This is a genomic window from Pseudomonas sp. RIT288, assembly GCF_000631985.1.
Classification (GTDB): Bacteria; Pseudomonadota; Gammaproteobacteria; order Pseudomonadales; family Pseudomonadaceae; genus Aquipseudomonas.
Genome location: NZ_JFYN01000034.1, coordinates 319,789 through 335,262 on the forward strand (window position 1 = coordinate 319,789; position 15,474 = coordinate 335,262).

12 protein-coding genes are annotated in these 15,474 nt (G+C 60.9%); 3 read left to right on the forward strand and 9 right to left on the reverse strand.

The window, feature by feature from the left end:
• Positions 1-7 precede the first annotated feature (7 nt).
• On the forward strand, positions 8-811 hold the full coding sequence (locus BW33_RS20195) for a hypothetical protein (RefSeq protein ID WP_047600807.1): 804 nt from the start codon (positions 8-10) through the stop codon (positions 809-811).
• Between the two features lie 57 nt (positions 812-868).
• Here the strand turns inward: BW33_RS20195 and BW33_RS20200 are convergent, their stop codons facing one another.
• Together BW33_RS20200 and BW33_RS20205 are read right to left on the reverse strand one after the other, a co-directional pair.
• Positions 869-1,156, reverse strand: a complete 288-nt coding sequence (locus BW33_RS20200; protein ID WP_007943750.1) for an addiction module antidote protein — start codon at positions 1,154-1,156, stop codon at positions 869-871.
• Positions 1,153-1,458 carry a type II toxin-antitoxin system RelE/ParE family toxin gene (locus BW33_RS20205; protein ID WP_041074898.1) on the reverse strand — a complete coding sequence of 102 codons (306 nt, stop codon included), beginning with the start codon at positions 1,456-1,458 and terminating at the stop codon, positions 1,153-1,155. The genes BW33_RS20200 and BW33_RS20205 overlap by 4 nt, the downstream gene beginning before the upstream one ends.
• Before the next feature lie 117 nt (positions 1,459-1,575).
• Between BW33_RS20205 and BW33_RS20210 the strand changes: the two genes are divergently transcribed.
• A complete protein-coding gene (locus BW33_RS20210) occupies positions 1,576-2,013 on the forward strand; it encodes a hypothetical protein (protein ID WP_047600810.1) in 438 nt (145 codons plus the stop codon).
• 103 nt (positions 2,014-2,116) lie between these two features.
• On the opposite strand, the gene BW33_RS20215 is transcribed toward BW33_RS20210, so the two are convergent.
• Entirely contained in the window at positions 2,117-3,019 is a 903-nt protein-coding gene (locus tag BW33_RS20215) for a LysR family transcriptional regulator (RefSeq protein WP_047600811.1), read from the reverse strand.
• Positions 3,020-3,092: 73 nt separating this feature from the next.
• On the opposite strand from BW33_RS20215, the gene BW33_RS20220 reads away from it, so the two are divergent.
• Positions 3,093-4,412 (forward strand): MFS transporter, encoded by a 1,320-nt coding sequence (locus tag BW33_RS20220; RefSeq protein WP_442965408.1) that lies wholly within the window; start codon positions 3,093-3,095, stop codon positions 4,410-4,412.
• A gap of 131 nt (positions 4,413-4,543) precedes the next feature.
• Here BW33_RS20220 and hemE read toward each other — a convergent pair whose 3' ends face one another.
• The 6 genes from hemE to aroK form a co-directional block, all read right to left on the reverse strand.
• Positions 4,544-5,611 carry a uroporphyrinogen decarboxylase gene (gene hemE, locus BW33_RS20225; RefSeq protein ID WP_007968321.1) on the reverse strand — a complete coding sequence of 356 codons (1,068 nt, stop codon included), beginning with the start codon at positions 5,609-5,611 and terminating at the stop codon, positions 4,544-4,546.
• 240 nt (positions 5,612-5,851) lie between these two features.
• Complete coding sequence (locus BW33_RS20230; RefSeq protein WP_007909438.1) at positions 5,852-7,270, reverse strand: FAD-dependent oxidoreductase; 1,419 nt, start codon at positions 7,268-7,270, stop codon at positions 5,852-5,854.
• Positions 7,271-7,303: 33 nt separating this feature from the next.
• Positions 7,304-11,749, reverse strand: a complete 4,446-nt coding sequence (gene gltB / locus BW33_RS20235; RefSeq protein WP_047600815.1) for a glutamate synthase large subunit — start codon at positions 11,747-11,749, stop codon at positions 7,304-7,306.
• 350 nt (positions 11,750-12,099) lie between these two features.
• Positions 12,100-13,692: an AAA family ATPase gene (locus BW33_RS20240; protein ID WP_047600816.1), complete on the reverse strand. Its 1,593-nt coding sequence runs from the start codon at positions 13,690-13,692 to the stop codon at positions 12,100-12,102.
• Between the two features lie 10 nt (positions 13,693-13,702).
• Entirely contained in the window at positions 13,703-14,803 is a 1,101-nt protein-coding gene (gene aroB, locus BW33_RS20245) for a 3-dehydroquinate synthase (RefSeq protein WP_047600817.1), read from the reverse strand.
• A 151-nt stretch (positions 14,804-14,954) separates the two neighbouring features.
• Entirely contained in the window at positions 14,955-15,473 is a 519-nt protein-coding gene (gene aroK / locus BW33_RS20250) for a shikimate kinase AroK (protein WP_027611316.1), read from the reverse strand.
• Position 15,474 lies beyond the last annotated feature (1 nt).

Sequence of the window (15,474 nt, forward strand, 5' to 3'; positions counted from 1 at the left end):
GAAGGGAATGACTCAGTTTCACCGCATCGCCGCCCTGCTGGCCCTGGCCCTTGTGCTCGGCGGTTGCACCAGCAAACCGGTTTACAACGCCAAGGAAGAGTTCTCGCCCAACCTCGGCTTCACCCAGGCGCAGATGAGCCGCGCCATCGTCACCGCACTCAACGACCGCCAGTGGGTCGTGCAGTCGGTGCGCCCGGGCATGATCAAGGCAGCGATTACCGTACGCGGCCGTCACCACGCCGAAGTCGACATCCCGTTCAGCCCGACCTCGTTTGAAATCGACTACCGCAGCAGCTACGGCCTCGACGCCAAGGACGGCAAGATCCACGGCAACTACAACCGTTGGGTCAACCGTCTGCGCGACAACGTGCTCAAGGAGTTGTCGATCAACCCGGACATCGAGTTCGTCAACGACCTGGGCATCGTCAAGCAAGGCGCCGACGAGCCGACCTACCTGAGCTTTCGCGAAGGCGTCAAACGCGCCACCGACGCCGGCCTGCTGGACGGCAGCGTGAAGTTCTACCTGGCCGGCGAAACCCTGCCCAAGCAAGTGCGCAAACTCGACACCGTGAGCAGCAGCCGCAAGACCAACGGTTCGAACAAATCCGACACCGACGCCTGCTTCTGGGCCCTGCAATCGGCCCTCGCCACCCTGCAGAACGCCGCGAAAAAAGCCGACGCCAACGCCGTGATCAACATCGCCAGCGTCGACCAGCGCGACCTGTACAAAGACACCGAGAAATTCCAGTGCCGCGCCGGCTTGGTGGTGTCGAGCGTGGCGTTGCGTGGGGATTTGGCGCACGTGGATTGATTGAACTGTAGAAACGACAAAGGGCGCCTTGCGGCGCCCTTTGCTATTCAGTTCAGCTCAAGTGCTGGCATGTAACTTCAAGCCCAACGCCTTCACCACTTTCAGAATCGTTCCAAACTCAGGATTTCCTTCACCTGATAGTGCACGGTAGAGACTTTCTCGAGACAGCCCGGCGTCACGTGCGACTTGGGTCATGCCTCGCGCTCTCGCAATGGTGCCCAGGGCCTTGGCGATAAAGGCAGGATCATCTCCAGCCTCCTCCATACAGGCATCCAGATAATTAGCCATGTCCTCTTCTGTCTTGAGGTACTCGGCAGAGTCCCAACGAGTGAATTGTTCGGTCATGGGTTTTGCTCCTGCCAGGACTCCGCGATGAGCCTGGCTTGCTTGATATCTCGGGGTTGGCTGCTCTTGTCTCCACCACAAAGGAGGATCACCACTTGCCGACCTTGTTGCATGAAATAGACTCGATATCCGGGGCCATAGTCAATTCTGACTTCGCTGAGCCCCTCACCGACGGCTTTGACATCACCAAAATTCCCATCGGCCATACGATCAATGCGCACCTGAATACGCATCCTGGCGCGGCTGTCAGCCAGCTTCAAAAGCCAGCTGGAGAATGTTGAACTTCGAATAATCTCGGGCATGCAAGGAAGTGTAGCCCTTGAGCTACAAATGTTCCAGATGGTTTTTTCTGCACCGACGCACGGTGTCTACACTCGTTAAATCGTTGAATGCTGACTCGCAAAGTCAAGGAGATGACCATGCAAGTGAAAGCCCTGATCACCGCCGCACTCCTCGGGCTATTGCCCAGCGCCAGCCATGCCACCAACCTGATGTACATGCCGTTCGAAACCGTGCTCTCGGATGCGATTCGCGCCGGGCGGCTGGATGGCAGTGTGAAGTTCTATCTGATCGGCAATGGGCCGCAGGGCACGCAACGCTTGTTGCGCCGCGATGTGGTCAGTGATCTGAAGACCAACGGCTTCAACAAGAGTGACCACGATTCCTGCGAGTGGGTGCTGCAGTCGAACCTGATCAAGTTGCAGGCCGACGCCAAGCGGGTCGGGGCGAATACGGTGGTCAATATCGTCAGTTATTACGACCAGCATGTACGCAAGGATTTGAATACTTATGAGTGCCGGGCCGGGATATTTGTGACGCGGGTGGCGTTGAAGGGGGATCTGGTGCGGTTGCCCTGAGGGCGTCGGTGTTTGAGTTGACGCCTTCGCGAGCAGGCTCGCTCCCACCTTGGAATGCGTTCCCTGTGGGAGCGAGCCTGTTCGCGATTTGATTGCTCAGCAATCAGGCTTTTGAAGGTTCGACCTTGCGCGTAAGCAGTTCGACAAACGCCTTGGCCATCGGCGATTTCTGATCCTTGCGCTGCACCAGCCACACCGCCGACACCGCCTCTGGATCAAGCAGTGGCCGGTAGACCACACCGTCGATGCGCATCCGCTGGTAGGACGCCGGCAACACCGAAACCCCCAGCCCCGCTGCGACCAGACCGATGATGGTCATCGCCTCACCGGCCTCCTGGGCGAAGTGCGGACTGAATCCGGCATCGCGAGCCAGACTGAGCAGTTGCGCATACAGCCCGCTGCCGTAGCTGCGTGGAAAGAACACGAACGGTTCCAGCGCCAGCGCCGAGAGGAACAGCCCTTCTTCGCTACCCTGCGCCAAAGGATGTTTGGAGCCGAGCACCGCCACCAGCGGCTCACGCATCAGCTCCACCACACTCAGCGAATCCGGCAGGCCCAGCGGGCGCATGATCCCGACTTCGATCGACTGATCCACCAACGCATCCGCGACCATGGTGCTGCTCATCTCCCGCAGGTTCAGGTGCACTGCCGGGAAACGCTGGCGAAAAGAAAAAATCGCCTGGGGAATGGTCGAGTTGAACGGGGCCGACGAGGTGAAGCCAATTTTCAATTCGCCCAGTTCGCCCAGTTGCGCACGCCGGGCAACGTCTGCCGCTTTGTCGACCTGCGCCAGCACCAGCCGTGCCTCCTGCAGAAACAATCTGCCGGCCTCACTCAGCTCGACCCGACGATTGGTGCGTTCGAACAACCGCGCGCCGACCTCTTGCTCCAGCGCCTGAATCTGCTGACTCAGCGGTGGCTGAGAGATCCCCAGCACCTGTGCGGCGCGGCCGAAATGCAGTTCTTCGGCGACGGCGATGAAGTAGCGCAGATGACGCAATTCCATGGAAACCTCATTAGGTCGTTAAAGCTATCAAACAGGTCGAACAATATATTGGATAGAAACATTAGCCAGCTATATGATTTTTTCATTGCCTGCCTGGCCGTGTCCTCCGAGGTCTGATGTGAAAACCGCCGCCGCCCCTCTTGCCCATGAAGTTCCGCCTGCCGCGACGGACGATGTCATCGCCGAGTTGCAGGAGATCTACATCGAAAAAGGCACGCCGATGTTCATGCGCACGGTGCTGGCGCTGTTCAGCGGCGGCTTCGCGACCTTCGCCCTGCTGTATTGCGTGCAACCGATGATGCCGCTGCTGTCCCACGAATATTCGATCAACGCGGCGCAAAGCAGCCTGATTCTGTCGGTGGCGACCGGCATGCTGGCCTTCGGACTGTTGATCACCGGGCCGATCTCCGACCGCATCGGGCGTAAACCGGTGATGGTCGCGGCGCTGTTCGCCGCCGCGCTGTGCACCATCGCCAGCTCGGTGATGCCGAGCTGGCACGGCGTGCTGATCATGCGCGCGCTGATCGGGCTGTCGCTGAGCGGCCTGGCGGCCGTGGCGATGACTTACCTGAGCGAGGAAATCCATCCGCAGCACATCGGTCTGGCGATGGGCCTGTACATCGGCGGCAACGCAATTGGCGGGATGAGCGGGCGCTTGATCACCGGGGTGCTGATCGACTTTGTCAGCTGGCACACGGCGATGCTGGTGATCGGCGGTCTGGCATTGGTTGCGGCGGCAGTGTTCTGGAAAATCCTTCCCGAGTCGCGCAACTTCCGCTCCCGCTCGCTGCACCCACGCAGCCTGTTTGATGGCTTCACCATGCACTTTCGCGACGCCGGCCTGCCGCTGCTGTTTCTTGAAGCGTTCGTGCTGATGGGCGCCTTCGTCACCCTGTTCAACTACATCGGCTATCGCCTGCTGGCCGCGCCGTACAATCTCGATCAGGTGTTCGTCGGCCTGTTGTCGGTGGTGTACCTGTCGGGCATCTACAGCTCGGCGAAGATCGGTTCGCTGGCGGACAAACTGGGGCGGCGCAAAGTGTTGTGGGCAACCATCGCGCTGATGTTCGCCGGCCTTGCGCTGACTATGTTCACGTCGCTGCTGCTGGTGATCGTCGGCATGCTGATCTTCACCTTCGGCTTCTTCGGTGCGCACTCGGTGGCGAGCAGCTGGATCGGCCGGCGCGCGACCAAGGCCAAGGGCCAGGCGGCGTCGTTGTATCTGTTCAGTTATTACGCAGGCTCCAGCATTGCCGGCACGGCGGGCGGGGTGTTCTGGCATTTGGGCGGCTGGAACGGGATTGGCCTGTTCATTGGAGCGCTGTTGCTGGTGGCGCTGCTGGTGGCGTTGAAACTGGCGAAATTGCCACCGCTCGGCGGTGTGAAAGCTTAAAAGCAAAAGATCGCAGCCTGCGGCAGCTCCTACAGGGAAACGCGAATCCCAATGCAGGAGCTGCCGCAGGCTGCGATCTTTTGATCTTGAAAAACGCCCGGCACAAGCCGGGCGTTTTTATTGTGTGGCGATCACTCGTGATACTGCGCCGACAACTCGTGCACTGCGCGCAGGAACGCGCCGGCATGCTCCGGATCGACCTCAGGGGTGATGCCGTGGCCGAGGTTGAACACGTGGCCGCTGCCCTTGCCGTAGCTGGCCAGAATACGCCCGACTTCAGTGCGGATCGCTTCCGGTTTGGCGTAGAGCACGGTCGGGTCCATGTTGCCTTGCAGCGCGACCTTGTCGCCGACGCGGGCGCGGGCGTTGCCGATGTCGCAGGTCCAGTCCAGGCCCAGTGCGTCGGCGCCGGCCTCGGCAATGCTTTCCAGCCACAGGCCGCCGTTTTTGGTGAACAGGATCACCGGCACCTTGCGACCGTCATGTTCGCGGATCAGGCCGCTGACGATTTTCTTCATGTAGGCCAGGGAGAATTCCTGATATGCCGCCGCCGACAGGTTGCCGCCCCAGGTATCGAAGATCTGCACCGCTTGCGCGCCGGCCTGGATCTGGCCGTTGAGGTACGAGGTCACCGACTGCGCCAGCTTGTCCAGCAGCAGGTGCATGGCTTGCGGGTTGTCGTAGAGCATCGCCTTGGTTTTGCGGAAGTCTTTCGACGAGCCGCCTTCAACCATGTAAGTGGCAAGGGTCCACGGGCTGCCAGAGAAGCCGATCAGCGGCACACGGCCATTCAGCTCGCGGCGGATGGTACTGACCGCGTCCATCACGTAGCCGAGATCTTTGTGTGGATCAGGGATCGGCAACGCTTCGATGTCCGCCAGGGTGCTGACGACTTTCTTGAAGCGCGGACCTTCACCGGTCTCGAAGTACAGGCCCTGGCCCATGGCATCGGGGATGGTGAGGATGTCGGAAAACAGGATCGCCGCGTCCAGTTGCGGGTAGCGGTCGAGCGGTTGCAGGGTGACTTCGCAGGCGAACTCCGGATTCATGCACAGGCTCATGAAATCACCGGCCTGGGCACGGCTGGCGCGGTATTCCGGCAGGTAGCGGCCGGCCTGGCGCATCATCCACACCGGGGTGACGTCAACGGGTTGCTTGAGCAGGGCGCGGAGGAAACGGTCGTTCTTCAGGGCAGTCATGTCGGCATCCGGAAAAAAAGTGCGGGCATTTTCTCAGAGCGCGACGCAAAAGGCACGGATGCAGGTCAGCCTTTTGTCTATCGGGTCAATTTACTGCGCTGGAATACTGATTTTGCAACACCTCAAAACAACTGTAGGAGTGAGTCTGCTCGCGATAGCGGTGTTTCAGTCAATGCATCAGGTGACCGATCTACCGTCATCGCGAGCAGGCTCACTCCTACAAGGTATTGCGTTGTTAGGTTAGACACCCAGGTAATCGAGAATCCCTTCGGCGGCGTTGCGGCCTTCGAAGATCGCCGTCACCACCAGGTCGGAACCGCGCACCATGTCGCCACCGGCGAAGATTTTCGGGTTGCTGGTCTGGTGCTTGTACTGACCCTGCTCAGGCGCGACGACGCGGCCCTGACTGTCAGTCTGGATTTCGAACTGTTCGAACCACGGTGCCGGGCTTGGACGGAAACCAAACGCGATGACCACGGCGTCGGCCGGGATGATCTCTTCGGAGCCCGGGATCGGCTCGGGGCTGCGACGGCCACGGGCATCCGGTTCGCCGAGACGGGTCTCGACCACCTTCACGCCTTCGACCTTGTCTTCACCGACGATCGCGATCGGCTGGCGGTTGTAGAGGAATTTCACGCCTTCTTCCTTGGCGTTCTTCACCTCTTTGCGCGAGCCGGGCATGTTCGCTTCGTCACGACGATAAGCACAGGTCACCGACTTGGCGCCCTGACGGATCGAGGTGCGGTTGCAATCCATCGCCGTGTCGCCACCGCCGAGTACCACGACCTTCTTGCCTTTCATGTCGACGAAATCTTCCGGTGACTTTTCAAAGCCCAGGTTGCGGTTGACGTTGGCAATCAGGAAATCCAGCGCGTCATAGACGCCCGGCAGATCCTCACCGGCAAAACCGCCCTTCATGTAGGTGTAGGTGCCCATGCCCATGAATACCGCATCGTATTCGGCGAGCAGCTGCTCCATGGTCACGTCCTTGCCGACCTCGGTATTGAGGCGGAACTCGATGCCCATGCCGGTGAAGACTTCGCGACGATTGCTCAGCACAGTCTTCTCAAGCTTGAACTCGGGAATGCCGAAGGTCAGCAGGCCGCCGATTTCCGGGTTCTTGTCGAACACCACCGGGGTCACGCCGCCACGCACCAGCACGTCGGCACAGCCCAGACCTGCCGGGCCTGCACCGATGATCGCGACACGCTTGCCGGTCGGTTTGACCTTGGACATGTCCGGGCGCCAACCCATGGCGAACGCGGTGTCGGTGATGTACTTCTCGACCGAACCGATGGTCACCGCACCGAAACCGTCGTTGAGGGTGCAGGCACCCTCGCACAGCCGATCCTGCGGGCACACCCGGCCGCAGACTTCCGGCAGGGTGTTGGTCTGGTGCGACAGCTCGGCGGCCTGGAGGATGTTGCCCTCGGCCACCAGCTTCAGCCAGTTGGGAATGAAGTTGTGCACCGGGCACTTCCATTCGCAATACGGGTTGCCGCAACCTAGGCAGCGGTGGGCCTGATCGGCCGACTGCTGGGGTTTGAACGGTTCGTAGATCTCGACGAACTCTTTCTTGCGTTGACGCAACAGTTTCTTCTTCGGATCCTTGCGCCCGACATCGATGAACTGGAAGTCGTTATTCAGACGTTCAGCCATTGTTAAAACCTCATCAAACTCTTCAGGCGCATATCACTGCGGGTTGGCACGAGTGCTGGAAAGCAACGATTTCAGGTTGGCAGCCTTAGGCTTGACCAGCCAGAAACGGCGCAAGTAGTCATCAAGGTTTTCGGCGAGTTCACGACCCCACTCGCTCTCGGTTTCCTTGACGTACTCGTTCAGCACGTTCTGCAAGTGGCTGCGGTAGGCTTCCATCGCCTCGCCGCTGATACGCTGGATTTCCACCAGTTCGTGGTTGACCCGGTCAACGAAGGTGTTGTCCTGGTCGAGCACGTAGGCGAAACCACCGGTCATGCCAGAGCCGAAGTTGTAACCGGTCTTGCCCAGGACGCAGACGAAACCACCGGTCATGTACTCGCAGCAGTGATCGCCAGTGCCTTCCACGACAGTATGGGCACCGGAGTTACGCACGGCAAAACGCTCGCCTGCGGTGCCGGCAGCAAACAGCTTGCCGCCGGTGGCGCCGTACAGGCAGGTGTTACCGATGATGGCGCTGTTCTGAGTCTGATAGACGCTGCCCTTCGGCGGCACGATGACCAGTTTGCCGCCGGTCATGCCTTTGCCGACGTAGTCGTTGGCGTCGCCTTCCAGGTACATGTTCAGACCGCCGGCGTTCCACACGCCGAAGCTCTGGCCGGCCGTGCCTTTGAAGCGGAAGGTGATCGGCGCGTTGGCCATGCCCTGATTGCCGTGCTTGCGCGCGATTTCACCGGAGATCCGCGCACCGATCGAACGGTCGCAGTTGCAGATGTCCAGTTCGAACTCGGCACCGCTGAGGTCGTTGATCGCCGAGGTCGCCATGTCGACCATTTCCTCGGCCAGAAGGCCCTGGTCGAACGGCGGGTTGCGCTCAACGCCGCAGAACTGCGGTTTGTCCGCCGGGATGTGATCGCTGCCCAGCAGCGGCGTCAGATCCAGGTGATGTTGCTTGGCGGTCTGGCCTTCGAGGACTTCCAGCAGATCGGTGCGGCCGATCAATTCTTCGAGGGAACGCACGCCGAGCCTGGCCAGCCACTCACGGGTTTCTTCGGCGACGTAGGTGAAGAAATTCACCACCATGTCGACCGTACCGATGTAGTGATCCTTGCGCAGCTTCTCGTTCTGCGTCGCGACGCCGGTGGCGCAGTTGTTCAGGTGGCAGATGCGCAGGTATTTGCAGCCAAGGGCGATCATCGGCGCAGTACCGAAGCCGAAACTTTCAGCGCCGAGGATCGCAGCCTTGATCACGTCGAGGCCGGTTTTCAGGCCGCCGTCGGTCTGCACCCGGACTTTGCCGCGCAGGTCGTTGCCGCGCAGGGTCTGGTGGGTTTCGGCCAGGCCGAGTTCCCACGGAGCGCCCGCGTATTTGATCGAGGTCAGCGGTGAAGCACCGGTGCCACCGTCGTAACCGGAGATGGTGATCAAGTCCGCATAGGCCTTGGCCACACCGGCGGCGATGGTACCGACGCCTGCTTCTGCTACCAGTTTCACCGAAACCAGCGCCTTCGGGTTGACCTGTTTCAGGTCGAAGATCAGCTGCGACAAGTCTTCGATCGAATAGATGTCGTGGTGCGGCGGTGGCGAAATCAGGGTCACGCCCGGCACTGCGTAACGCAGCTTGGCGATCAGCCCGTTGACCTTGCCGCCCGGCAGTTGCCCGCCCTCGCCCGGCTTGGCGCCCTGCGCGACCTTGATCTGCAGGACTTCAGCGTTGACCAGGTATTCCGGGGTTACACCGAAACGGCCAGTCGCGACCTGCTTGATTTTCGAGCTCTTGATGGTGCCGTAGCGCGCCGGGTCTTCGCCGCCTTCGCCGGAGTTGGAACGCGCACCGAGGCGGTTCATGGCTTCGGCCAGGGCTTCGTGAGCTTCCGGCGACAGTGCGCCCAGCGAGATACCCGCGGAGTCGAAGCGCTTGAGCACCGATTCCAGCGGCTCGATTTCACTGATGTCCAGCGGCTTGTCGAGAGTCTTGACTTTGAACAGGTCGCGAATCATCGACACCGGACGGTTGTCCACCAGTGAGGTGTATTCCTTGAACTTGGCGTAGTCGCCCTGCTGCACGGCGGCTTGCAGGGTGTTGACCACGTCAGGGTTGTACGCGTGATATTCGCCGCCGTGGACGAACTTCAGCAGACCGCCCTGCTGGATCGGCTTGCGCGGACTCCAGGCTTCGGTAGCGAGGGCTTTCTGCTCGGCTTCGATATCGACGAAACGCGCACCCTTGATGCGGCTCGGCACGCCACGGAAGCTCAGCTCGCACACTTCTTCGGACAGGCCGATGGCTTCGAACAGCTGCGCACCGCGGTACGAGGCGATGGTCGAGATGCCCATCTTCGACAGGATCTTCAGCAGACCTTTGGTGATGCCCTTGCGGTAGTTCTTGAACACCTCGTAGAGGTCGCCCAGTACTTCACCGGTACGGATCAGGTCGCCCAGCACTTCGTAGGCCAGGAACGGATACACCGCCGAGGCGCCAAAACCGATCAGCACCGCAAAGTGATGCGGATCGCGTGCGGTCGCGGTTTCTACGAGGATGTTGGAATCGCAACGCAGGCCTTTTTCGGTCAGGCGGTGGTGTACCGCGCCGGTGGCCAGCGAAGCGTGGATCGGCAGTTTGCCCGGAGCGATATGGCGGTCACTCAGGACGATCTGCGTACGCCCGGCACGCACGGCTTCTTCAGCCTGATCGGCAACATTGCGGATCGCCGCTTCGAGGCCGACGCTTTCGTCGTAGTTGAGGTCGATGATCTGCCGCTCGAAACCCGGGCGGTCGAGGTTCATCAGCGAGCGCCACTTGGCCGGCGAGATCACTGGCGAGCTGAGGATCACGCGCGAGGCGTGTTCCGGCGATTCCTGGAAGATGTTGCGCTCGGCACCGAGGCAGATTTCCAGCGACATCACGATCGCTTCACGCAGCGGGTCGATCGGCGGGTTGGTGACCTGCGCGAACTGCTGGCGGAAATAATCGTACGGCGTACGCACGCGCTGCGACAGCACGGCCATCGGCGTGTCGTCGCCCATCGAACCGACGGCTTCGTAGCCTTGCTCGCCGAGCGGACGCAGCACCTGATCACGCTCTTCGAACGTGACCTGATACATCTTCATGTATTGCTTGAGCTGATCGACGTCGTAGAACGCCGAACCGTGGTCGTTGTCTTCCATGGTCGCCTGGATGCGCAGGGCATTCTTGCGCAGCCATTGCTTGTAGGGATGACGGGACTTCAGACGGTTGTCGATCGCGTCGGTGTCGAGGATCTGCCCGGTTTCGGTGTCCACGGCGAGGATCTGACCCGGGCCGACACGGCCCTTGGCGATCACGTCTTGCGGCTGGTAGTTCCAGACGCCGATTTCCGAAGCAACGGTGATGAAACCGTTGGTGGTGGTGACCCAGCGCGCCGGACGCAGACCGTTTCGGTCGAGCAGGCACACCGCGTAACGACCATCGGTCATCACCACGCCGGCCGGGCCGTCCCACGGCTCCATGTGCATCGAGTTGTACTCGTAGAACGCACGCAGATCCGGGTCCATGGTTTCAACGTTCTGCCACGCTGGCGGAATGATCATCCGCACGCCACGGAACAGGTCGATGCCACCGGTGACCATCAGTTCGAGCATGTTGTCCATGCTCGAGGAGTCGGAACCGACACGGTTGACCAGCGGGCCGAGCTCTTCCAGATCCATCAGATCGTTGGTGAACTTGGTCCGACGGGCCTGCGCCCAGTTACGGTTACCGGTAATGGTGTTGATCTCGCCGTTGTGCGCGAGGAAGCGGAATGGCTGGGCCAGCGGCCATTTCGGCAGGGTGTTGGTGGAGAAACGCTGGTGGAACACGCAGATCGCGGTTTGCAGGCGCTGATCACCGAGGTCCGGATAGAACGCGGCCAGGTCGGCCGGCATCATCAGGCCTTTATAGATGATGGTCTTGTGCGAAAAGCTGCAGATGTAGTGGTCGGTGTCGGCGGCGTTGGCCACGGACGAGCGACGACGGGCGCTGAACAGCTTGACCGCCATGTCCTGATCGCTCAGACCTTCACCGCCGATGTACACCTGCTCGATCTGCGGCAGGCGCTCAAGGGCCAGGCGGCCGAGGACGCTGGTGTCGATCGGCACTTTGCGCCAGCCGATCAGTTGCAGGCCTTCAGCGAGGATCTCGCGGTTCATGTTCTCGCGAGCAGCTTCGGCCTTGGCCGGATCCTGGTTGAAGAAGACCATGCCCACGGCATATTGCCTGGGCAGCTCGACGCTGAAGTTTTCCTGGGCCATCGCCCGCAGGAACGCGTCAGGCTTTTGAATCAGCAGACCGCAACCGTCACCGGTCTTGCCGTCGGCATTAATCCCACCGCGGTGGGTCATGCAGGTCAGGGCCTCGATGGCCGTTTGCAAAAGGGTATGACTGGGCTCGCCCTGCATATGGGCTATCAGGCCGAAACCGCAGTTATCCTTGAATTCATCTGGTTGGTACAGACCTGCTTTCATAGACACTTTCTCACCAGGCTGCCTCTTTACGAGGCAAATTTCTTTTCAATTCAACCACTTGCTTGCCGCGCCGAACGTACGCCGGCTTTGCGGGGGCAAAAGGGTGGTCATTGTACACAGCGACACAGAGGCTCACAAATTTGACGACGAAATGTCGCAAATTCATGTCGCATTTGTGAAAGGTTTAAAGCGATCTGCTGTGCTAGTCAAAACTTTTTTAATTTTGACCGCAACGACTCAAAGACTACTGTGACGCAGACACCGCAAGGCACGCGGCCCGAAAGGGCGGCGCGCACTTGTAGAAATTTTGAGGTGCTTGGAGAGGCGGCCTGGGTAAGGCCGCCGAATCTTCAGCGAGTTGTTGCCAGTTCCTGTTGGACGCTGGCGACAGTGCGAGGCCAAGGTTTACCAGCCTGAACCTTCGCTGGCAAGGCCTTGATGGCAGAAACGGCTGCATCACGATTGGCGAAGTTGCCGTAGGTGATCACGTAGAGAGGCTTGCCGTTGAGGACTTTCTTGAAATAACGGTACTCGCCGCCCTGCTCCTTGACGAAGTTCTGCGCGGTCGCTTCGGAACTGGTGCCGAGGATCTGCACCACGTAATTGCTGGTCGGTTGACCGGCGTACCAGCTACCACCGGCAGCCTTGGCCACAGTAACCGGCTTCTCGGCCGGTTTGGCGGCCGCAACAGGCTTGGCCGGGGCCGGAGCCGGTTTGGCCGCCGGCGCTGCCGGAGCAGGCTTGGCGGTGGCCACCTGAGTCGGTGCCGGAGTCGGCTTGGCGGCTGGCACCGGAACCGGGGTTGGCGCCGGGCCGGCCGGAACACCTGCCGGAGGTGCGGAAGTCGTTACGGTCGGTGGCGTTGCGCTGGAGCCTTCGACTGGCACACCGTCGTCACCTTCGGTAATGCCACCCGCAGCTTCAGCCAACGGGCCGCGCATCACCGGCTGCGAGTTGCCGACCAGCGGCAGCGGCATCGGTTGCGTGTTACCGGCGAACTCGACGTTTGGTGCGCCACCATTGGCTGCGCCCTGACCCAATGGCAGTTGTGCCTGTTCGTTGGCAGGTGCGCCGGTGGTTGGCGCCTTGTTGCGACCCGGCATCAGCCAGGCGGCGGCGACCGCGACCACAACGACGGCGGAAATCGCCAATACGTGTTTCTTCGGCATGTTGAACCCCATACTTGGACGCTTGACCGCAGAGCGGCTGGCAATCATGACTTCGATCAGTGCATCGCGAGCGACCTGGTTGATGTTGCCAGGCCAACCCTCGGCGCTTTCGTGAATCTCAGAGATCTGATCCGCGGTGAAAAGTTCGACACCCCGACCCGCACCTTCGAGCCGTTGGTCGAGATATTCGCGAGTCTCCTCTTCGGTGTACGGTTGCAACTCGATGACGTGGAAGCGCTCTTCCTCGAGGTGCAAGGCCTCCAGTTGCGCGATCAGCGACGACTCACCGAACAGGAACACATGCGGGCGACCTTCCGGTGCACCGGCCCCCAGCGCCATCAGCGCTTCGAGAGCGGACTCGTCGAGCTGCTCGGCGTCATCCACCAGCAGATAGACTTCCTGCCCGGTCAGCGCCAGCTGCACCACTTGCGCCAGAATTGCGCCGACCTCGGCCTGCGCCACGTCCAGCGCCTGAGCAACCTGACGCAGAATACCGGCAGCATCGCCAGCCCCACGGGCCGACACTACAACACTTTGCACCGATTGCTTGTTGGTGCTGGCCACCAGCGCCTGACGCAGCAAGGTCTTGCCGCTGCCCTGCGGTCCGGTGACCACCAGCAGCAACTGGCTGTAACGCGCCAAGTGGTGCAGTTGCCCCAGCACCGGCTTGCGCTGGGCCGGGAAGAATTTGAAGCCCGGCACCCGCGGCGCGAAAGGGTCGTGACTTAACTGGAAATGGCCGAGGAACGCCTCGTCGGCATGCAAACTAGTCATCGGAATCTTATTAACCTTTAAGCTGAGCCAGAGCGCGGTAATCCGCTCCCAGCGTGGCCTGTAGAACCTCTTTCGGATAATCGGCGGTCACCACCGCTTCGCCCATCCGGCGCAGCAGCACCAGGCGCAGACGACCGTCGATCACTTTTTTATCAATTGCCATATGTTCGAGAAAATCGGCTTCGGTCATTTCTTCCGGCGGAATCACCGGCAGCCCGGCACGCTGGAACAGACGAATGCCGCGATCACGTTCCTGCTCGCTGATCCAGCCCAGACGCGCGGACATGTCCAGCGCCATCACGGTGCCAGCGGCGACCGCCTCACCATGCAACCAGACACCATAGCCCATGTGGGTCTCGATGGCGTGGCCGAAGGTGTGGCCGAGATTGAGCGTGGCGCGCACGCCGGTTTCCTTCTCATCGGCACCGACCACCGCTGCCTTGGCTGCGCAGGAACGCTCGATGGCGCAGGTCAGGGCCTTCTGGTCCAACGCGCGCAGGGCGTCGACGTTGTCTTCGAGCCAGGTCAGGAATGGCTCGTCGCAGATCAGGCCGTACTTGATGACTTCGGCCAGACCGGCGGACAGCTCACGCGCCGGCAGGGTTTTCAGCGATGCGGTATCGATCAGCACCACGTTCGGCTGATAGAACGCGCCGACCATGTTCTTGCCCAGCGGATGGTTGATGCCGGTCTTGCCGCCCACCGACGAATCGACCTGGGACAGCAGCGTGGTAGGAATCTGGATGAAGTCGACGCCACGCTGGTAGCAAGCGGCGGCAAAACCGGCCATGTCACCGATGACACCACCGCCGAGGGCGATGATCGTGGTGCGGCGGTCGTGACGGGCAGTCAGCAGGCCGTCGAAGATCAATTGCAGGGTTTCCCAGTTCTTGAAGGCTTCGCCGTCCGGCAGCACCACCGAGATCACCGAGAACTGCGCAAGACTGCGGGTCAGACGTTCGAGATAGAGCGGTGCAACGGTCTCGTTGGAGATGATCGCCACTTGCCGCCCGTGGATATGCGGCGCCAGCAATTCGGGCTGATCCAACAAACCTTCGCCAATATGAATCGGGTAGCTGCGCTCGCCTAGATCGACCTTGAGTGTCTGCATGTGTCCCCACAGTGAAGATGGAAGCAGGCGTCCTGCCCTGAATTATTGGTTGTCTGCGGCCTCTAGCGAATCTGACGCCGCTCGCACGCCATCCGCCACAACCTCGACGGATGTGACAGGACGCCGAGGATAGCGCATTTCGGGCGGCGCTTTAACGGGGTGGCAGCTGTGCCAGACGGTCGAGAATGTCGAGCACCACCATGCGCGGTGGCCGTTCGTCGGTTTCCACCACCAGATCGGCAATTTCCCGATAGAGCGGATCGCGGATCTCGAGCAGGTCTCGCAGGGTTTTCGCCGGATCGGCGGTGCGCAGCAAAGGACGATTGCGATCACGCGACGTACGCCCGACCTGCTGCTCGACCGACGCGTGCAAATACACCACCCGCCCGCCCGCGTGCAGGGCCTTGCGGTTGGCATCGCGCATCACCGCGCCGCCACCGGTCGCCAGCACCACGCCGTCGAACGCGCACAGCTCGGCGATCATCGCCTGCTCACGGTCACGAAAGCCGGGCTCGCCTTCCTTGTCGAAGATCCACGGGATATTGGCGCCCGTGCGCAGTTCAATTTCCTTGTCGGAATCTTTGAACGGCAGGCGCAGCTCTTTGGCCAGCAACCGGCCGATGGTGCTTTTTCCAGCGCCCATCGGTCCTACAAGAATCAAATTTCGCACA